Genomic DNA, 18,903 nt, shown 5'->3' with positions numbered 1-18,903 from the left:
GCTTGTCCAATACATCGCCCGCGATGTCGAACCGGGCCGTGCGCGGCCCCTCAACCCACGAGGCGCAAAGGCACATGGCGAAGGCAAAGTTTGAACGCAACAAGCCGCACGTAAACATTGGCACGATCGGCCACGTCGACCACGGCAAGACGACGCTGACCGCGGCGATCACTAAGTATTTCGGTGACTTCCAGGCATACGACCAGATCGACGGCGCGCCGGAAGAGAAGGCCCGTGGGATCACGATCTCGACCGCTCACGTCGAGTACGAGACCGAGAGCCGTCACTACGCTCACGTCGACTGCCCCGGCCACGCCGACTACGTCAAGAACATGATCACCGGTGCCGCCCAGATGGACGGTGCGATCCTGGTCGTGAACGCCGCCGACGGCCCGATGCCCCAGACCCGCGAGCACATCCTGCTCGGCCGTCAGGTGGGCATCCCCTACATGGTCGTCTACATGAACAAGGTCGATCAGGTCGACGACGCCGAGCTTCTCGAACTGGTCGAGATGGAAATCCGCGAGCTGCTGTCCTCCTACGAGTACCCCGGCGACGATATTCCGATCATTCCGGGTTCGGCTCTGGCCGCCATGGAAGGCCGCGATCCCGAGATCGGCGAAGAGTCGATCAAGAAGCTGATGGCCGCCGTCGACGAGTACATCCCGACCCCGGCCCGCGCCGTGGACCAGCCGTTCCTGATGCCGATCGAGGACGTGTTCTCGATCTCCGGCCGTGGTACCGTCGTGACCGGCCGCGTCGAGCGTGGCGTGATCAACGTCGGCGACAGCATCGAGATCGTGGGTATCCGCGACACCAAGACCACCACATGTACCGGTGTCGAGATGTTCCGCAAGCTGCTCGACCGTGGTGAGGCCGGCGACAACATCGGCGCCCTGCTGCGCGGCATCGACCGTGAAGGCGTCGAGCGTGGTCAGGTTCTCTGCAAGCCCGGTTCGGTCAAGCCGCACACCAAGTTCGAGGCCGAGGCCTACATCCTGACCAAGGAAGAGGGTGGCCGTCACACGCCGTTCTTCGCCAACTACCGCCCGCAGTTCTACTTCCGCACGACGGACGTGACCGGCACGGTTGAGCTGCCCGCCGGCACCGAGATGGTGATGCCGGGCGACAACCTGAAGTTCACCGTCGAGCTGATCGCACCGATCGCGATGGAAGACGGCCTGCGCTTCGCCATCCGCGAAGGCGGCCGCACCGTCGGCGCAGGCGTCGTCTCGAAAATCATCGAGTGATTTTCGGCCGCTGAGCCACAGGCGCTGACAGGTAGGGGGCTTGACCCTCCTGCCGACACGGCGAGAATAGAAGGGGCGCACCTCACCGGTGCGCCCTTTTTCGTTGTAAAGGCCCCGCCATGCCCCGCTTTCCCTCGCCCGACACGGTCAACCCCGTGCAATTGCCCGACGGCACGGTCATTCCCGGCAATGTGTTCCTCAAGCCGGTCATCGACCACCCCCGTATCCAGATCGGCGACTACACCTATGCCAGCGATTTCGACCCGCCGCCCCCCGAAGGCTGGGCCGCCCGCATCGCGCCGTTCATGTTTCCGATCTCTCAGGATCGCCTGATCATCGGCAAGTTCGGACAGATCGCCCACGGCGTCCGCTTCATCACCAATTCGGCCAATCACAAGATGGACGGCTTTTCGACCTTTCCCTTCGCGATCCACCAGCCCGAGCGCTTCATGGCCTATCCCGGCTCGCTCAAGCGCGGCCGCGATACCGTCGTCGGCCATGATGTCTGGATCGGCATGGGCGCGACGATCCTGCCGGGCGCGACCATCGGCAACGGCGTGATCATCAGCGCGGGCTCTGTCGTTGCCGGGTCGGTGCCCGACTACGCGATCATCGGAGGCAACCGCGCCGAGGTGCTGCGCATGCGCTTTGACGACGCCACCATTGCGGAATTGAACGAAATCGCATGGTGGGATTGGGACATCGACGCGATTCTGGATGCCGAGGCGGCGATCACCGGGGCCGACATCGCGGCGCTTCGGGCGGCGGCTCCGGCCTAGCGCGGGGCTTGCCTGTCACTGGTCCGGGACACCATCGCCTCGGCCTGCTCGACCGCCTCGGTCAGCGCCTTGGCCAGATCCGCCCGCACGACGGCCAGATCGTCGGCCTCCATCCGGCGCGGCAGCGGATCCGAGAATTTCCGGTAGACCACCGCGCCGCGCGAGAAGGGCATTGGAAACATCATCTTGTCCCAGGTCTTGAGGCGCTTGGCCCGGCTCATCGCAAAGGCGTAGACAAAGACCGGCACGCCGGCCGCCCGTGCCCAATCCAAGGGCGCGTCCTTGAGCACGCGCGCCGGCCCCACCGGCCCGTCACCCGTCAGCCCGACGCTGACCCCGGAGCGCAACCGGCCCAGCACATCGCGCGTCGCGGCCACCGCGCCGCCCTTTTCGGGCACACCGGTCGAGCCCATGCCGAACCGCCGCTGCACCGCCGCCGAGGTCCGCCCGATGGGCGATGTGTCGCTGAGCGTCGTGACGGTGCCGTGCTTGCGCGGCCAATGCGCCGGGGCCATCAGCGAGCATTCGTGCCAGATGATCGCCACGATCGGCCCCTTGGCCATCGCCGCGTCGGCCTCGTCCAGCCCGACCACCTCCCACCGCGAGGTGGCTTGACACAGCCGGATCCACCCCGCGATGAGCCGCGAGGCCAGCGTCACGCCGAGGTTTACGACGGCAGGGGAGTTGCGGATTTTGCGGGCAAGCGACAAGGGCCGGACCTTCGTTTGAACGTTTCGGCCATACTGGCCAAACAATGGCCGGGTGCAAGGGGGCGCGGGGCTTGCCGGAGCGGCTCTGGTGTGGGGCTGGCAGCAAGTCGCGCAGGATTTGCGCCGGGGCTGTCCCGGCCGGGCGGTCTTGGCAGATCCCTACGGCACTGTCCCCCTGTCTGCTGAAACCTGCGGCAAAAGGCGGTGATTTCAGGCGCTTGCTCCGGCCCCTGGCCCCGCGTCATCCTGCACAGCCCGGTTTTGCGATGTTGGGGCAGCCCGATCCGGCACATCTGTGTTACATTTGCCGGGCAAACAGACCGCACTGAGTCTGTGCCACAACAGGGGGATCAAAAAATGGCAATTCGTCTCACCCGCCGCGGCTTTATCGCCGGTTCTGCTGGCCTCATCACGCTGCACCCGTTCGCGGTGCAGGCGCAGGCCAATCAGGCGCATTTGAGGATCATGGAAACCACGGACCTGCACGTCCATTTGTTTCCCTATGACTATTACAGCGACCGGCCCATCGATACGGTCGGCCTGTCCCGCACCGCCAGTCTGATCGAGGACATCCGCGCCGAGGGCACCAACTCGATCCTGCTCGACAACGGCGACTTCCTGCAAGGCAACCCGATGGGCGACTATATCGCCTACGAGCGGGGCATGGCCGAGGGTGATATGCACCCGGTCATCGCCGCGATGAACGCGCTCGGCTTTGACGCCTCGACGCTGGGCAACCACGAATTCAACTATGGCCTGCCGTTCCTGATGAACTCGGTCGCGGGGGCGGCCTTTCCGATCGTCTCGGCCAACGTCGTCAAGACGATGGGCGCGTCGCCCACCGAGGACGAAACCCTCGTTCCGCCCTACACGATCATCGAACGCGAGCTGACCGACGGGGCAGGCGAGGCCCATCCGATCAAGATCGGCCTCATCGGCTTTGTCCCGCCGCAGATCATGAACTGGGATCGCAAGAACCTTGAAGGCAACGTGCAGGCCCGCGACATCGTCGAGGCCGCCCGCGCCTATGTTCCCCAAATGAAGGAGGCCGGCGCCGATATCATCATCGCCCTGTCGCACTCCGGCATCGGGTCGGCCAATGAAGAGGACGGGATGGAGAACGCCTCGATCCCGCTCGCCACGGTTCCCGGCATCGACGCGATCCTGACCGGCCACAGCCACCTCGTCTTTCCCGGCCCCTCCTATGACGGCTGGACCGGTGCGGACAATGCCTCCGGCACCCTGATGGGCGTGCCTGCGGTGATGGCAGGGTTCTGGGGCAGCCATATGGGCCTCATCGACCTGATGCTCGAAAAGGACGGCGCGTCGTGGCGCGTGGTCAGCCACACCTCCGAGGCCCGCCCGATCTCGCGCCGCGAGGAGGATCGATCGATCACGCCACTGGTCGAGGATTACGCCCCCGTGCTCGCCGCCGCTCAGCAAGAGCATGACGAGACGCTCGCCTATGTCCGCCGCGCTGTCGGCATGACCGACACGCCGCTGCACAGCTACTTTGCCCTCGTGGCCGACGACCCTTCGGTGCAGGTCGTGTCAGAGGCGCAGATGTGGTATGTGGCCCAGCAGCTTGTCGGCACCGAATATGCCGATCTGCCGCTTCTCTCTGCGGCGGCACCGTTCAAGGCCGGTGGCCGGGGCGGCCCGGAGTATTACACCGATGTCCCCGTCGGCCCGGTGGCGATCAAGAACGTGGCCGATCTCTATCTCTATCCCAACACCGTCCGCGCCGTGGTCATCACCGGGGCACAGGTCAAGGACTGGCTCGAACGCTCTGCCGGCATGTTCAACCAGATCACCCCCGGCGGGGCCGATCAGGTTCTGCTGAACGACAACTTCCCCAGCTATAACTTCGACATCATCGACGGGGTCACCTATCAGATCGACCTGTCGGAGCCGTCGAAATTCGACCGCGACGGGGCTGTCGTGGCCGAGGGGGCCAACCGCATCGTCAATCTGCAATACGACGGTGCGCCGATTGACCCCGAGCAACGTTTCGTGGTGGCCACCAACAACTACCGCGCGACGGGCGGCGGCAGCTTCCCCGGTGCGGATGGCTCGACGATCATCTTCGAGGCGCCCGACACCAACCGCGATGTCATCGTCCGCTATATCGTCGAGAACGGCACGATCAATCCGGCCGCCGATGCCAACTGGACGTTTGCGCCGTTGCCCGGCACCACCGTGCTCTTCGATACCGGACCCGGCGGGGCGCAATATGCGGCCAGCGTTCCGGGCGTCAGCATCGAGGAGGCCGGCGAAGGCCCGGACGGCTTTGCCCGGTTCCGCATCACCTTGTGATCAGAGGGGGGCGCTTCGGTGCCCCCTTTCGCATTCGACCGGCGGTCAGATCGGATCTGTGGTCAGAGCGGCCAGACCAGCAGGAGCATCGGCAACGCCACGAGAACGACGAGCACTTCCAAGAGCAGACCCATGCGCCAGTAGTCGCCAAACCGATAGCCGCCGGGGCCGAGGATGATGGTGTTGTTCTTGTGCCCGATCGGGGTGAGGAAGGCGCAGGACGCCGCCACCGCGACGGCCATCAGCCATGTGTCGGGATTGGTCTCGGTCGCCGCGGCCATCCCCACGGCAATCGGTGCCGAAATCAGCGTCGTGGCGACGTTGTTGAGGAAATCCGACAGCGTCATCGTCACCACCAGCAGCGCCAGCAGCGACACCCACGCCGGGAACCCGGCCGTGATCGACAGGATTTGCGAGGCGATGAGTTCCGCGCCGCCCGAATTCTCGAAGGCTTCGGCAAGCGGGATCAGGCTGGCCAGCAGCACGATCACCTTCCACTCGATGGACTCGTAGACCTCTCGGCCAGAGACGAGCCCCACCGCGATCAGCGCGATCACCGCCGCCGACAGCGCCACGGGCAAGGAGATCCAGCCGATCACAGCTGCTCCGATCGCCGCCAGAAAGATCGCGATGGACAGCCCCGCCTTGGAGCGTTGCACGACTTGGGTCTTGCGCCCCTCCAGCGTCAGCACGCCCAGATAGGAGGCCGCCGCCTCGTTGCGCTGTGCATCGCCCAGCAGGAGCAGCACGTCGCCGGGCTTGATCGTCAGCAGCCGCACCCTGTCGGTAAACCGCTGGCCGTTGCGCGACACGCCGAGCAGCGTCACCGAGTGGCGGTAGAGCAGGCTCAGCCCGCGCGCCGTGCGTCCCGCGATCAGCGCGCCTTCGGGCACGATCGCCTCCGTCAACGTCAGCCCGCCCGAGGTGACGCTGCCGGTGTGCTTTTCCGAGCCCGAGAACTCCAGCTCTGCCTGTCCCATGAAGGATTCGATGGACTTCGGCTCGCCCTCGACGACGAGGAAATCACCCGCCCGGATCTCTTGCCGCGCGGCGAAACCGGGCAGCCGTTTGCCGCCCCGGACCAGCCCCAGCACGTGGATGTCGTGTTCGTTGGCCAGCGGGTAGAGGTCGTAGACCGTCTTGCTGCCTTCGATGGATTTCTCGCTGACGCGCAGTTCCGCGATATAGCGCCCCTCGGCAAAGGCGATTTCCTGTTCCAGCGCGCCTTCGCGTTTGGGCAGCAACCGCCAGCCGATCAACGAGACAAAGGCGATGCCGACAAGCGCCACCGCCAGCCCGACGGGCGCAAAGTCGAACATTCCGAACGGCGCGCCCAGAACGTCCTCGCGGTAGGCCGCGATCACGATATTGGGCGGCGTTCCGATCAGGGTGATCATCCCCCCCAGAATCGTCGCAAACGACAGCGGCATCAACGACAGGCTCACCGCCCGTTTCGCCTTGCTCGCCGTGTCGATGTCGAGCGGCATCAGCAGCGCCAGTGCGGCGACGTTGTTGATCACCGCCGACAGCCCGGCCCCGACAATCGCCATCACCGCGATGTGCAGGGGCAGGGGGCGCTCCGAGTCGAGCAGCCGTGCCGCGAGCTTTTCGATGGCGCCGGAGCCGACCAGCCCCCGCGAGACGATCAGCACCAGCGCGATGATTGCGACCGCGGAATGCCCGAAGCCGGAAAAGACCTCTTCCTTGGGCACCAGCCCCAGAATCGCCGCCAGCACCAGCGCCCCGAAGGCGACCAGATCGTAGCGGACCCGCCCCCAGACCAGCAGCACAAAGAGAATGGCGAAGATTCCCATGATCAGCGTTTGGTCGGATGGCATACGCTTGCGCTTTCCTGCTGTGGCGTGACGCCCAAGCTATAGCAGCGCGGAAAGCGGCGCGGGTGGATTTCTTGCGCTGCGCCGGCGGGGGCGGCGGCCAGTGCGTGCCAGGATTTCGACCGACCGCAGAGCAAGAATCGCAACGCCGCTCCAATACCCTGTTGACCCCAGATCCAAAAAATCCTAATGCACACGGGCTGCAGGGGTATAGCTCAGTTGGTAGAGCGGCGGTCTCCAAAACCGTAGGTCGAGGGTTCAAGTCCTTCTGCCCCTGCCAGTCCTTCCAGAATGTGATCGTAGACTGTGTCAGTTACGCATGAGGCGTGGCTTGAGCAGGATGTGGGCGCTACGCCTCTGGAACCTGCATCAGGTCCGCTTGGAGCCCACTGCGACTGCTTGTCGCCGATACGTCCAATTCCTGCCAAACTCAAAGGCTACATCCGAGACCGGGCGCAGTACGCGTCTTTGGAGCAAGAGATGCTTCTCTTAATCGCATCGGCCCTTGCAAATTGAACGGCCGCAAAGTCCCGCAATGCCGTCCTCCAAACCGACTGAAGTGTATGCCAGTCTCCAGCCACAGCTGACCGTTGTCATAGACGCCCACCGGCCCGAATAGCGCCGAAGGCGCCGGGCCGGCGCCTGCCTGCCCCCCGGGCTGGCGCTTTGGGGGCTGCAGGCTGCCGCTCGTTCCGAGTTCTAGCATGGCAGCCATAAAGTGCATCGATCGACGGGTGCAGCGCCATCCCGCAGGCAGGCGCTGGCCCGGCTTGCGTCCCGCAATCTCCGCCTACTTCTTGCGCAGCGGCACCACGTTCGCCTGTGAGTGGTTCGCATAGGTGTCCCACGTGGGCACGTATTCGTCGGACTGGTTGCCCCAGACCGTCCAGCCTTTGCGGGGGCCTCGGGCGAACATCTCCAGCCGCGGGCCGTTGGAGCAGCCTTCGATCAGCGGATACTGCTCGTCGGGCTTGCGGGAATGTTCGCGCTTCATCGCGGAGATGATGTTTTCTTGCGTGCGGCCGAGCTTTTCCGTGCGGGCATTCTTGCCGCGCACGCCAAAGAGCAGGATCTCGGTCACGTTGCGAAAGTAGAATCCGACGCCGCGCCGGTCTGGCCCGCCGTCCTTGCGGATTTTATACCAGATGATGTTGGACTTGTAGGTAAACCCCCAGTTTTCCATGACTTTCAGCCCCTCGGGCAGAAGCGCATTGGGCACCCACATGTAAAGATGGGCGGTATCGGCCACGATCGCCTCGACGGGCAGATCGCAAATGTCCTGTAATGTCATCGTGGGATAGCGGTTCAGCCGGCCATGTTCGGGGGCCATCTTGCCGGTGCGGTTCTGGAACTGCCACGGCGGATCGGCCAGCACGGTGGCAAAGCGGGTGCTGCCTGCCTTGGCCAACAGGTCGTCTGCTGCTGTGGTCATGCGCCGCTCCCCTGGGCCTGCCCGGACTCCGTAAACAGATCGGCCTCCGGCGCGGGGCCGGGGTCGTGATCCGTGATCAGGGCAGGAGTAATGCCAAACACCAGCAAAGGACACCCCGCACCGCCGCCGCCTTCGATCCGCGGCAGCAGTTTCGCCAGATGCGTGGTCGAGGGGCCATAAGAGGTGCCGCGCCCCAGATCGTTGAACACGTCCTGCAGCGCGTCGGACCGGGTGATGATGATCCCCACGCTCACGGCCCGCAGGTCAAAGAGCAGCCGGAAGTTGTTCAGGTCGCGGTCGAAGAACGGGTCCTTGTTGTTCCATTCGATCTCGAGGGCGACGCCGTTCTTGAAGCAGTCGATCTTGTGGGTCGGGCTGTCGAGCCGCGCGCCGTCGACCTCGATGGCGGTCTGGAATTGCTTTTCCACCCAGCCGCGCGCGGTCAGAAAGCTGTCGATATGCCCCGAGAGCCGGGACTTGTTGCCGCCCTGCGCGGTCAGCCACGACATCGGCAGCCGCAGCCCCGACAGCACGTCCATCAGATCGGCCCATTCGCTGGGGAAGTCGCCCGCGAGGATCGCGCTCGCATGCCGCCACTCGTGGCAGTCGTAGTGATCGCGCACAAAGGCGGGCAGTCGGTCGTGCAGCATCGGGCGGGCGTCCTTTCTGATCGTGCAGGGTAGGGGGCCTAGGGGCAGGGGGCAATGGTCCGCTTTGCCCCAGTTGTTGTTCGGACCGCCAGATGTGGCGGTTTGCAAGCGCTTGCGCCACAAGTGCGGAAAATGACACCGACGCGATACCGACGCCGGACCGACGCTTTGTCACAGCCGCTTTGCCGCTGTCCATTTCGCTTGAAATCCGGCCCGCTGGTGCGTATGTCGCCCGTCATACCCGCTCTGAGGAAAACCCATGGCCCGCTCCAACCCGATCCAGTTTGTTCAGGAAACCCGCGCCGAGATCGCCAAGGTGGTCTGGCCGACGCGCCGTGAGGTGAGCCTGACGACCGTCATGGTGTTTCTGCTGGCGGCCGTTGCGGCGGTGTTCTTTTCGCTTGTTGATATGGGCATTCGGGCCGGGCTTCAGACGGTGCTGACGTTCTTTGGCACCTAAGCCCACCGCAGCCCCTTGAAATCATAGCGCGAGGGCGGTATGAGCCTGCGACTTCCCCAGAGGCGCGCGCCGAATCCAGTGGCCCGCGCCGCTTTTGTTTTTCTGGGGATGGGTGCTGCAAGCATCTGATGAAATTGGAAATTTTGCGGCCCGTAAGGGCTGATACGCAAGGGGCCTAAGGCATGGCAAAACGGTGGTATTCGGTGAGCGTCCTGTCGAACTTCGAAAAGAAGATCGCAGAGCAGATCCGCACCAAAGCGGCTGAGAAAGGCCTCGAAGATCAAATCGACGAGGTTCTCGTACCGACCGAAGAGGTGATCGAGGTCCGCCGTGGCAAGAAGGTGCAGACCGAGCGCCGCTTCATGCCCGGCTACGTTCTTGTCCATATGGAAATGTCGGACGAGGGCTTTCACCTGATCAGCCAGATCAACCGCGTCACCGGTTTTCTGGGCCCGCAAGGCCGCCCGATGCCGATGCGCGATGCCGAAGTGCAGGCGATTCTCGGCCGTGTCCAGGAGGGCGAAGAAAGCCCCCGCACGCTCATCCATTTCGAGATCGGCGAGAAGGTCAAGGTCAACGAAGGCCCGTTCGAGGACTTCGACGGCATGGTCGAGGAAGTCGACGACGAGAACCAGCGCCTCAAGGTCACCGTCTCGATCTTTGGCCGGGCGACCCCGGTCGAACTGGAATTCACGCAGGTTTCCAAACAGTAGCCTGCGCGACACGGGTGTGCCGCTCGGCGCACCCCACCACCCCGGAGCGATCCGGATTTCGTTTGTGGGAGGTGACGGCACGCGTGCCCGACCCGCACCACGCTATCAGGTGGCCCTTGGATCGCGATCCGGGCCGTAGGGTGCAATCGCACCGATGAAAAAAGGAGGCCAAGATGGCCAAGAAAGTAATGGGTCAGCTCAAGCTGCAGGTGAAAGCCGGGCAAGCCAACCCCTCCCCGCCGGTCGGCCCCGCACTGGGTCAGCGCGGCATCAACATCATGGAATTCTGCAAGGCGTTCAACGCCAAGACCGCAGATATGGAGCCCGGTTCGCCGATCCCGACCGTGATCACCTATTATCAGGACAAGTCGTTCTCGATCGACACCAAGTCGCCACCGGCGTCCTATTTCCTGAAGAAAGCCGCTGGCCTGAAGCCCGTCGGCAAGCGCAACCGTCCGCAGGGCTCCACCCAGCCCGGCAAGATCGTTGCCGGCACCGTGACCCTCAAGCAGGTTCGCGAAATCGCCGAAGCAAAGATGAAAGACCTGAACGCGACGAGCGTTGAAGGTGCAATGCAGACGGTTCTGGGTTCTGCCCGGTCCATGGGCATCGAGGTAAAGTAATGGCCAAGTTTGGAAAACGCACCCGCGCCGCCCGTGAGGCCGTTGCCGGTAAGGTGAACATCGATCTGTCCGAGGCCGTGGCCCTGATCAAATCGAACGCCAACGCCAAGTTCGACGAGACCATCGAGATCTCGATGAATCTCGGTGTCGACCCCCGCCACGCTGACCAGATGGTTCGCGGCACGGTGAACCTGCCCAACGGCACCGGTAAAACCGTTCGCGTCGCCGTCTTTGCCCGTGGTGCCAAGGCTGACGAAGCCAAGGCCGCCGGTGCCGACATCGTTGGCGCAGAGGACCTGATGGAAACCGTCCAGTCCGGCAAGATCGAGTTCGATCGCTGCATCGCCACTCCCGACATGATGCCCATCGTGGGTCGTCTGGGTAAGGTTCTTGGCCCGCGCAACCTGATGCCGAACCCGAAGATCGGCACCGTGACCATGGACGTCAAGGAGGCCATCGAGGCCGCCAAGGGCGGTCAGGTTCAGTTCAAGGCCGAGAAGGCCGGCGTGGTTCACGCCGGTGTCGGCAAGGCCAGCTTTGACGCCAAGGCCATCGAAGAGAACATCCGTGCGTTCGTCGATGCCGTCGCCAAGGCCAAGCCGACCGGCGCCAAGGGCACCTACATGAACAAGATCGCCATCAGCTCCACCATGGGGCCGGGCGTGTCTGTCGATCTGGCATCTGCCACAGGCAACTGATGTCGCCGGGCGGGTTTTGACTCGTCCGACCGCGAGATAGGAAAAGGGGCGCCCTCGGGCGCCCCTTTTTCGCATTCGGCCAGTGGCGGCCGGGTCCGCCCGGCGGCCCGTCGCCGCGGAGCCGGTGGTCTAGACCAGCCCCCAGAGGTCGGCCTCTGCATACCAATTCTGGTCTGACAGCACGTCGAGCGCGACCCGTCCTTCGAGGACGATGACCTCTTCCATCCCGTAGGCTTCGATCCCGAGTGCCGAGAGCGCCTCCGCCTGCCCCTCACCGGCCAGCGCCTCGGCATATTCTGCAAAGCTCTCGTCCGAGAGGACGACATAGAGCGCGTCGTATCCGTCCCGCCCGAAGAGATAATCGGTCGCACCGCCGGTGCCGCCGATCAGCGTCTCTTCGATCCAGATGAAGGTGTCGTCGCCCTGACCGCCCGAGGCGAGGTCGGAGCCCGCACCGTCGAGGATCACGTCGTTGCCGACGCTTCCAAAGAGCAGGTCGTCGTCCTGCCCGCCGTCGAGCACGTCGCCCCCCATGCGCCCGCGCAGGACATCGGCGTCCGAGCCTCCGGACAGCTGGTCGTCGCCTTGGTAGCCGATGACTTCGTCGCCGCCGCTGCCGCCGAATGCGATGTCGTCCCCGCTGCCCAGAAGCAGCGTGTCGCCGCCGCCATAGGCGAAGACCACGCTGGCGTCTGCGCCGAGGAGCGATAGCTCGTCCGCCGCGTCCGACAGCGCCACGAGGCTGTCGTCGATCGCGGCGGCGGTGAAGCCCGCGATGATCCCGTGCGTCGCCTCGGACGGGTGCAGATCGTCCCAGAACATCACCTGGTCGTCGTCGAACTCGGCCAGCACGGCGCCGTCTTCGGACAGGGTGAGGTTGGACGGAGCGACCAGCCCGAACGAGGAGGCATCGTCGGCCAGCGCATCCGAGAGCTGTTCGAAGTCGATATAGAGCACCACGTCCGTGTCGCCGCCCAAGCTGTCGTTCAGAGCCGCGACCTGCGCCTCGATTTCGGCGTTCATCTCTGCGACCAGCGCGTCGAATTGCGCCAGATCGGCCGGGTCGGCATCGGAGAAGGCCGGATAGAAGCTGAACTCGGGCATCGAGACGACGACGACCTGTTCCACCCCGCTCCCCGCGGCGAGCAAAAGCTCTGACACGGCCGAGATCGTATTCTCGGCCACCGCCGTTGCAACCGGCAGGGCCGCCGCCAAGACCTCTTCGGCGCTGGCCGTGAGATCGAGATTGGCGAAGTCGTTGCCGCCGATCATGACGACCGCGGTGTAGCTCGCGCCGGTCTGGCCCGCGGTATCGGCCAGAAACCTGTCGATCTGCGCCCCGAGGTTCATGTCCCATGCGAGGGCCGCATCGTTGGGCTCTACCAGAAACAGCGCCGGCGGGACCGATTCAGACAGAAAGTCGCCCAGAAGCTGGGTGCCCACCGCTTCGGCACCGGCCACGGCATAGTTCAGCACGGTCTCGGACCCGAACAGGGCCCCGATCTGCTGGCTCCAGACCTCGCCGTTGCTGATCTGACCGTCAGCACCGCCGATCATGTTGCGCGCGAATTCCGGCAGGATCCCGTCGGTCTGGTCGTAGAGGTTCCCGGAATCGGAGAGGCTGTCGCCAAAGAAGACCAGGGTCGTGGTGTCGATGTCGGACATGAGTGCGCTCGTGATTGGGAAAAGGGGCTTTCGGCAATGAAATAGAGTTTGGCGGCCATCCGGCCAGCTTGCAAGGACAACCGCCCCGGGCGGCCGTCCGAATTGCGTTTTGGGGGTTGGAACTTCCTGACTTGGGCGTTAAGGAAGCCCTTGCACCAGAGCGCGCGATTCGTCACGCGCTCTGTTGCGTTTCGTCCGAGACGGTGGGTGGCACGCTTTGGTGCTCGTAAATCCTGCCTGAGACGGGATCAGTCAAGGCCTGCCGGGGACCCAGTCCTCGCTCGGTTAAGGCTCAGCCCCGTAAAAGGACTTCGATGGCCGGGCGTGTGTCCGGTCAAACTGAGCCGGGGGGGAGACCTCCCAAACTTGGAGTGAAACTGTGGATAGAGCCCAGAAAGAGAAATTGGTCGACGAACTCGGCCAGATCTTCGAAAGCTCTGGCGTCGTGGTGGTTGCCCACTACGAAGGCATGACAGTTGCTGAAATGCAGGACCTGCGCGGCCAAATGCGCGAAGCTGGCGGGTCCGTGCGCGTTGCCAAGAACAAGCTCGCCAAGATCGCCCTTGAGGGTAAAGACTGCGCTTCGATCGCAGATTACCTGACAGGGATGACCGTTCTTGCCTATTCCGAGGACCCCGTGGCAGCTGCCAAGGTCGTCGACACCTATGCAAAGACCAACGACAAGTTGGTTGTGCTGGGTGGTGCAATGGGTGGATCGGCTCTTGATCCTGCTGGTGTCAAGGCCGTTGCCGGCATGCCGTCCCGTGAGGAGCTTATTGCTTCGATCGTGGGTTGCATCGGTGCACCTGCTTCGAACATTGCCGGGGCCATTGGCGCGCCTGCTTCGAACATCGCGAGCATTCTTTCGACCATCGAAGAGAAAGCTGCATAAAGCAACTCGACTGGCTTGGGGTTGAAACCCTGACGTTGGAACACAACATTTAGAAACGGAAAAAGCAAATGGCTGATCTGAAAAAACTGGCTGAAGAGATCGTGGGTCTGACCCTTCTCGAAGCACAAGAACTCAAGACTATCCTCAAGGACGAATACGGCATCGAGCCCGCTGCTGGCGGCGCTGTCATGATGGCCGGTCCTGCTGGCGACGCTGGTGCGGCTGCCGAAGAGAAGACCGAATTCGACGTCGTGCTCAAGGAAGCCGGCGCTCAGAAGATCAACGTGATCAAGGAAGTTCGCGGCATCACCGGTCTTGGCCTGAAAGAAGCCAAGGACCTGGTCGAAGCCGGTGGCAAGATCAAAGAAGGCGCTGCCAAGGCAGAAGCCGAAGAGATCAAAGCCAAGCTGGAAGCAGCCGGCGCGACTGTCGAGCTGGCCTAAGGCCACGGGTGCGCAGCCGCGCACCGCAGAAATACCTGGCTGGACCCGCAAATTGCGGGTCCAGCCGGACCTGTCTTAGAGGGGCGCACTTCGCATGCGCTCCTCTTGGGTAGGTTCCAAAGGTCGGGAGGCGTCCGGTGGGACGGGCGCCACGCATAGACCGGAACCCCCGCTCTCAATGGGCGACGTGCCGCGGCCCCGGTGGCGCGACGTCCGCAGAGATTTGTGAAAGGTGACGACGCACATGGCAACGTCCTTCCTCGGCCAGAAACGCCTTCGGAAATACTACGGTAAAATCCGCGAAGTTCTCGAAATGCCGAACCTCATCGAGGTTCAGAAATCCTCATACGATCTGTTCCTGCGCTCGGGCGACGCCCCGCAGCCGATGGACGGCGAAGGCATCAACGGTGTCTTTCAGTCGGTTTTCCCGATCAAGGATTTCAACGAGACCGCGGTTCTTGAATTTGTCAAATACGAGCTGGAAAAGCCGAAATACGACGTCGAGGAGTGCCAGCAGCGCGACATGACGTATAGCGCTCCGCTCAAGGTGACCCTTCGTCTGATCGTGTTCGATGTCGACGAGGATACGGGCGCGAAGTCCGTCAAGGACATCAAGGAGCAGGACGTGTTCATGGGCGACATGCCCCTGATGACGCACAACGGCACGTTCATCGTGAACGGCACCGAGCGTGTGATCGTGTCCCAGATGCACCGCTCTCCCGGCGTGTTCTTTGACCACGACAAGGGCAAGACCCACTCTTCGGGCAAGCTCCTGTTTGCCTGCCGCATCATCCCATATCGCGGCAGCTGGCTCGACTTTGAGTTCGACGCCAAGGACCTCGTGTTCTGCCGGATCGACCGTCGCCGCAAATTGCCTGTGACGACCCTGCTCTATGCGCTTGGCATGGATCAAGAGTCGATCATGAACGCCTATTACAACACCATCGACTACAGCTTTGACAAAAAGGCCAATGGTTGGGTCACGAAGTTCTTCCCCGAGCGCGTTCGTGGCACACGTCCGACCTATGACCTGATCGATGCGGCCACCGGTGAGGTGATCGCCGCCGCGGGTGAGAAGGTCACTCCGCGGACCGTCAAGAAGCTGATCGACGAGGGCAAGGTCACGAACCTTCTCGTGCCGTTCCGCAACATCGTGGGCAAGTTTGCCGCTCGCGACATCATCAACGAGGAAAACGGCGCCATCTATGTCGAGGCCGGCGATGAGCTGACCCTCGAGATGGACAAGGACGGCGAGATCATCGGCGGCACCGTCAAGGAGCTGATGGATGCCGGTATCACCGAGATCCCGGTTCTGGACATCGATAACGTCAACGTCGGCCCGTATATCCGCAACACCCTGGCCGGTGACAAGAACCTCGGTCGCGACACGGCGCTGATGGACATCTACCGTGTGATGCGCCCGGGCGAGCCGCCGACCGTGGACGCCGCAAGCGCCCTGTTCGACACGCTGTTCTTTGATTCCGAGCGTTACGACCTGTCCGCCGTGGGCCGGGTCAAGATGAACATGCGTCTCGATCTGGATGCCGAAGACACCCAGCGCACCCTGCGCAAGGAAGACATCATCGCCTGCATCAAGGCGCTGGTCGAGCTTCGCGACGGCAAGGGCGATATCGACGATATCGACCACCTCGGTAACCGTCGTGTCCGCTCTGTCGGTGAATTGATGGAGAACCAGTACCGTGTTGGCCTGCTTCGCATGGAGCGCGCCATCAAGGAGCGTATGTCCAGCGTCGAGATCGACACCGTCATGCCGCAGGACCTGATCAACGCCAAGCCGGCTGCCGCCGCCGTTCGCGAGTTCTTTGGCTCGTCGCAGCTGTCGCAGTTCATGGACCAGACCAACCCGCTCTCCGAGGTGACCCACAAACGTCGTCTCTCGGCGCTTGGGCCGGGCGGTTTGACCCGTGAGCGTGCAGGCTTTGAGGTGCGCGACGTGCACCCGACCCACTATGGCCGGATGTGTCCGATCGAGACGCCGGAAGGCCCGAACATCGGTCTGATCAACTCGCTGGCAACCTTTGCCCGCGTGAACAAGTACGGCTTCATCGAGACACCGTATCGTCGGGTGACCGACGGCAAGGTGACCGACGACGTTCAGTACATGTCTGCGACCGAGGAAATGCGTCACACCGTGGCGCAGGCGAACGCCAACCTCAACGAGCAGGGCGAGTTCGTCAACGATCTGGTCTCGACCCGTCAGTCGGGTGACTACATGCTGGCCCCGAAGGGCAGCGTCGATCTGATCGACGTCTCCCCCAAGCAGCTCGTGTCCGTTGCGGCATCGCTGATCCCGTTCCTCGAGAACGACGACGCGAACCGCGCCTTGATGGGCTCGAACATGCAACGTCAGGCGGTTCCGCTGCTTCAGGCCGAGGCTCCCCTCGTGGGCACCGGTATCGAAGAAGTCGTCGCCCGCGACTCCGGCGCTGCCATCATGGCCCGTCGCGCCGGTATCATCGACCAGGTCGATGCTCAGCGTATCGTTGTGCGTGCCACATCCGACCTCGAAGTCGGTGATCCGGGCGTGGACATCTATCGTTTGCGCAAGTTCCAGCGCTCGAACCAGAACACCTGCATCAACCAGCGTCCGCTGGTGAAAGTGGGTGACACCGTCCTCAAGGGCGAGGTCATCGCCGACGGTCCGTCGACCGATATGGGCGAGCTCGCACTCGGCAAGAACGTGGTCGTCGCGTTCATGCCGTGGAACGGCTACAACTACGAGGACTCGATCCTGATCTCCGAGCGGATCACCCGCGACGACGTCTTTACCTCGATCCACATCGAGGAATTCGAAGTCGCCGCCCGTGACACCAAGCTCGGCCCCGAGGAAATCACCCGCGATATCCCGAACGTCGGTGAGGAAGCCCTGCGCAACCTCGATGAAGCGGGCATCGTGTATATCGGTGCCGAAGTCGGCCCCGGTGACATCCTTGTCGGCAAGATCACTCCAAAGGGCGAAAGCCCGATGACGCCGGAAGAAAAGCTCCTCCGCGCCATCTTTGGTGAGAAGGCCTCGGACGTCCGCGACACCTCGCTGCGCTTGCCGCCCGGTGACTTCGGCACGATCGTCGAAGTGCGTGTGTTCAACCGTCACGGTGTGGAGAAGGACGAACGTGCCCTGCAGATCGAGCGCGAAGAAGTGGCCCGTCTGGGTCGCGACCGCGACGACGAGTTGGCCATTCTCGACCGCAACATCTATGCCCGTCTGTGGTCGATGATCGAAGGCAAGATCGCTGTCAAAGGCCCGCGCGGCTTCAAGGCCGGCTCGCAGATCACTGAGCAAAGCGTCTCTGAACTGAGCCGTGGTCAGTGGTGGCAGTTGGCTCTCGAAGACGAGGACGATGCCAAGATCGTCGAGGCCCTGAACGAGCAGTACGAAGTGCAGAAGCGCACTTTGGATGCCCGCTTCGAGGACAAGGTCGAGAAGGTCCGTCGTGGTGACGATCTGCCTCCGGGCGTGATGAAGATGGTCAAGGTGTTCGTGGCGGTGAAGCGCAAGCTGCAACCGGGCGACAAGATGGCCGGTCGTCACGGCAACAAGGGTGTGATTTCCAAGGTCGTTCCGATGGAGGACATGCCGTTCCTCGCCGACGGGACGCCTGTGGATTTCTGTCTGAACCCGCTGGGCGTGCCTTCGCGCATGAACGTCGGTCAGATCCTCGAGACCCACATGGGTTGGGCGGCACGCGGTCTGGGTATCCAGGTCGACGAGGCGCTGTCCGATTATCGCCGCTCTGGCGATCTGACCCCTGTCAAGGAAGCCATGCGCATTGCCTATGGCGATGACGTCTTTGACGAAGGCATCGAGGGCATGGACGACGACCGTCTGCTGGAAGCGGCCGGTGCCGTGACCCGTGGTGTGCCGATTGCGACCCCGGTCTTTGACGGGGCGAAAGAGGCGGATGTCAACGAAAGCCTGCGCAAGGCCGGGTTTGACACCTCTGGTCAGTCGATCCTGTTCGACGGTCGCACCGGCGAGCAGTTCTCGCGGCCGGTCACTGTCGGCGTCAAGTATCTGCTCAAGCTGCACCACTTGGTCGACGACAAGATCCACGCCCGTTCGACCGGTCCATACAGCCTCGTCACGCAGCAGCCGCTGGGTGGTAAGGCACAGTTCGGTGGTCAGCGCTTTGGTGAGATGGAGGTCTGGGCTCTGGAAGCCTACGGCGCCGCCTACACCTTGCAGGAAATGCTGACGGTCAAATCCGACGACGTGGCAGGCCGGACGAAGGTCTATGAAAGCATCGTCAAGGGCGAGGACAACTTCGAGGCCGGCGTGCCCGAGTCGTTCAACGTGCTTGTCAAGGAGGTCCGGGGTCTGGGCCTCAACATGGAACTCCTGGATGCGGAGGTGGATGAGTAGGAATTTCTCCAAGAATTCCTATCGGGCCGAAGGTCTTGCGAGACCTTCGACCC

The 18,903-nt window shown here is 63.2% G+C and carries 15 protein-coding genes and 1 tRNA gene; 11 read left to right on the top strand and 5 right to left on the bottom strand.

What is annotated here, in order from left to right; translation table 11 throughout:
- Positions 1 to 74 precede the first annotated feature (74 nt).
- Positions 75 to 1,250, top strand: a complete 1,176-nt coding sequence (tuf, locus tag LOM8899_RS02830; RefSeq protein WP_093990607.1) for an elongation factor Tu — start codon at positions 75 to 77, stop codon at positions 1,248 to 1,250.
- A 119-nt stretch (positions 1,251 to 1,369) separates the two neighbouring features.
- Complete coding sequence (locus LOM8899_RS02825) at positions 1,370 to 2,029, top strand: CatB-related O-acetyltransferase (RefSeq protein ID WP_093990628.1); 660 nt, start codon at positions 1,370 to 1,372, stop codon at positions 2,027 to 2,029.
- On the opposite strand, the gene LOM8899_RS02820 is transcribed toward LOM8899_RS02825, so the two are convergent.
- The gene (locus tag LOM8899_RS02820; protein WP_133064965.1) at positions 2,026 to 2,739 is read right to left on the bottom strand and encodes a lysophospholipid acyltransferase family protein; all 714 of its coding nucleotides are present in this window, start codon (positions 2,737 to 2,739) and stop codon (positions 2,026 to 2,028) included. The two genes, LOM8899_RS02825 and LOM8899_RS02820, sit on opposite strands and share 4 nt — an antisense overlap.
- 357 nt (positions 2,740 to 3,096) lie before the next feature.
- Here LOM8899_RS02820 and LOM8899_RS02815 point away from each other — a divergent pair, with 357 nt between their 5' ends.
- Positions 3,097 to 5,055 (top strand): bifunctional 2',3'-cyclic-nucleotide 2'-phosphodiesterase/3'-nucleotidase, encoded by a 1,959-nt coding sequence (locus LOM8899_RS02815; RefSeq protein ID WP_093990626.1) that lies wholly within the window; start codon positions 3,097 to 3,099, stop codon positions 5,053 to 5,055.
- Positions 5,056 to 5,117: 62 nt separating this feature from the next.
- Here the strand turns inward: LOM8899_RS02815 and LOM8899_RS02810 are convergent, their stop codons facing one another.
- The gene (locus LOM8899_RS02810; RefSeq protein ID WP_093990625.1) at positions 5,118 to 6,893 is read right to left on the bottom strand and encodes an SLC13 family permease; all 1,776 of its coding nucleotides are present in this window, start codon (positions 6,891 to 6,893) and stop codon (positions 5,118 to 5,120) included.
- 201 nt (positions 6,894 to 7,094) lie between these two features.
- Between LOM8899_RS02810 and LOM8899_RS02805 the strand changes: the two genes are divergently transcribed.
- Positions 7,095 to 7,170 (top strand) — tRNA-Trp (locus LOM8899_RS02805).
- Positions 7,171 to 7,680: 510 nt separating this feature from the next.
- Here the strand turns inward: LOM8899_RS02805 and LOM8899_RS02800 are convergent.
- Together LOM8899_RS02800 and LOM8899_RS02795 are read right to left on the bottom strand one after the other, a co-directional pair.
- Positions 7,681 to 8,322: an MT-A70 family methyltransferase gene (locus LOM8899_RS02800; protein ID WP_093990624.1), complete on the bottom strand. Its 642-nt coding sequence runs from the start codon at positions 8,320 to 8,322 to the stop codon at positions 7,681 to 7,683.
- Positions 8,319 to 8,972 carry a BglII/BstYI family type II restriction endonuclease gene (locus LOM8899_RS02795; protein WP_093990623.1) on the bottom strand — a complete coding sequence of 218 codons (654 nt, stop codon included), beginning with the start codon at positions 8,970 to 8,972 and terminating at the stop codon, positions 8,319 to 8,321. Before LOM8899_RS02795 ends, LOM8899_RS02800 begins: the two co-directional genes overlap by 4 nt.
- A 259-nt stretch (positions 8,973 to 9,231) precedes the next feature.
- Here LOM8899_RS02795 and secE point away from each other — a divergent pair, with 259 nt between their 5' ends.
- From secE to rplA, 4 genes are all read left to right on the top strand, one after another.
- Entirely contained in the window at positions 9,232 to 9,432 is a 201-nt protein-coding gene (gene secE / locus LOM8899_RS02790) for a preprotein translocase subunit SecE (protein ID WP_093990622.1), read from the top strand.
- A gap of 182 nt (positions 9,433 to 9,614) precedes the next feature.
- Entirely contained in the window at positions 9,615 to 10,145 is a 531-nt protein-coding gene (gene nusG, locus LOM8899_RS02785) for a transcription termination/antitermination protein NusG (protein ID WP_093990621.1), read from the top strand.
- Positions 10,146 to 10,318: 173 nt separating this feature from the next.
- Positions 10,319 to 10,768: a 50S ribosomal protein L11 gene (rplK, locus tag LOM8899_RS02780; protein WP_093990620.1), complete on the top strand. Its 450-nt coding sequence runs from the start codon at positions 10,319 to 10,321 to the stop codon at positions 10,766 to 10,768.
- Entirely contained in the window at positions 10,768 to 11,466 is a 699-nt protein-coding gene (gene rplA, locus LOM8899_RS02775; protein ID WP_093990619.1) for a 50S ribosomal protein L1, read from the top strand. Before rplK ends, rplA begins: the two co-directional genes overlap by 1 nt.
- Before the next feature lie 129 nt (positions 11,467 to 11,595).
- Here the strand turns inward: rplA and LOM8899_RS02770 are convergent, their stop codons facing one another.
- Positions 11,596 to 13,131, bottom strand: a complete 1,536-nt coding sequence (locus tag LOM8899_RS02770; RefSeq protein WP_093990618.1) for an SGNH/GDSL hydrolase family protein — start codon at positions 13,129 to 13,131, stop codon at positions 11,596 to 11,598.
- 379 nt (positions 13,132 to 13,510) lie between these two features.
- On the opposite strand from LOM8899_RS02770, the gene rplJ reads away from it, so the two are divergent.
- The 3 genes from rplJ to rpoB all read left to right on the top strand — a co-directional run bounded on the left by rplJ (position 13,511) and on the right by rpoB (position 18,850).
- The gene (rplJ, locus tag LOM8899_RS02765) at positions 13,511 to 14,023 is read left to right on the top strand and encodes a 50S ribosomal protein L10 (RefSeq protein WP_093990617.1); all 513 of its coding nucleotides are present in this window, start codon (positions 13,511 to 13,513) and stop codon (positions 14,021 to 14,023) included.
- 68 nt (positions 14,024 to 14,091) lie between these two features.
- Positions 14,092 to 14,466, top strand: a complete 375-nt coding sequence (gene rplL, locus LOM8899_RS02760) for a 50S ribosomal protein L7/L12 (protein WP_093990616.1) — start codon at positions 14,092 to 14,094, stop codon at positions 14,464 to 14,466.
- 244 nt (positions 14,467 to 14,710) lie between these two features.
- On the top strand, positions 14,711 to 18,850 hold the full coding sequence (gene rpoB, locus LOM8899_RS02755; protein WP_093990615.1) for a DNA-directed RNA polymerase subunit beta: 4,140 nt from the start codon (positions 14,711 to 14,713) through the stop codon (positions 18,848 to 18,850).
- Positions 18,851 to 18,903 lie beyond the last annotated feature (53 nt).

It is taken from the genome of Flavimaricola marinus (assembly GCF_900184895.1).
GTDB lineage: Bacteria > Pseudomonadota > Alphaproteobacteria > Rhodobacterales > Rhodobacteraceae > Flavimaricola > Flavimaricola marinus.
The sequence above is the reverse complement of the archived record's forward strand: the minus strand, read 5'-3'. Positions and strand labels throughout refer to the sequence as shown.

Coding starts and splice junctions, on each gene's coding strand:
- tuf (WP_093990607.1), top strand. CDS start 75: ATGGCGAAGGCAAAGTTTGAACGCAACAAGCCGCACGTAAACATTGGC.
- LOM8899_RS02825 (WP_093990628.1), top strand. CDS start 1,370: ATGCCCCGCTTTCCCTCGCCCGACACGGTCAACCCCGTGCAATTGCCC.
- LOM8899_RS02815 (WP_093990626.1), top strand. CDS start 3,097: ATGGCAATTCGTCTCACCCGCCGCGGCTTTATCGCCGGTTCTGCTGGC.
- LOM8899_RS02810 (WP_093990625.1), bottom strand. CDS start 6,893: ATGCCATCCGACCAAACGCTGATCATGGGAATCTTCGCCATTCTCTTT.
- LOM8899_RS02800 (WP_093990624.1), bottom strand. CDS start 8,322: ATGACCACAGCAGCAGACGACCTGTTGGCCAAGGCAGGCAGCACCCGC.
- LOM8899_RS02795 (WP_093990623.1), bottom strand. CDS start 8,972: ATGCTGCACGACCGACTGCCCGCCTTTGTGCGCGATCACTACGACTGC.
- secE (WP_093990622.1), top strand. CDS start 9,232: ATGGCCCGCTCCAACCCGATCCAGTTTGTTCAGGAAACCCGCGCCGAG.
- nusG (WP_093990621.1), top strand. CDS start 9,615: ATGGCAAAACGGTGGTATTCGGTGAGCGTCCTGTCGAACTTCGAAAAG.
- rplK (WP_093990620.1), top strand. CDS start 10,319: ATGGCCAAGAAAGTAATGGGTCAGCTCAAGCTGCAGGTGAAAGCCGGG.
- rplA (WP_093990619.1), top strand. CDS start 10,768: ATGGCCAAGTTTGGAAAACGCACCCGCGCCGCCCGTGAGGCCGTTGCC.
- LOM8899_RS02770 (WP_093990618.1), bottom strand. CDS start 13,131: ATGTCCGACATCGACACCACGACCCTGGTCTTCTTTGGCGACAGCCTC.
- rplL (WP_093990616.1), top strand. CDS start 14,092: ATGGCTGATCTGAAAAAACTGGCTGAAGAGATCGTGGGTCTGACCCTT.
- rpoB (WP_093990615.1), top strand. CDS start 14,711: ATGGCAACGTCCTTCCTCGGCCAGAAACGCCTTCGGAAATACTACGGT.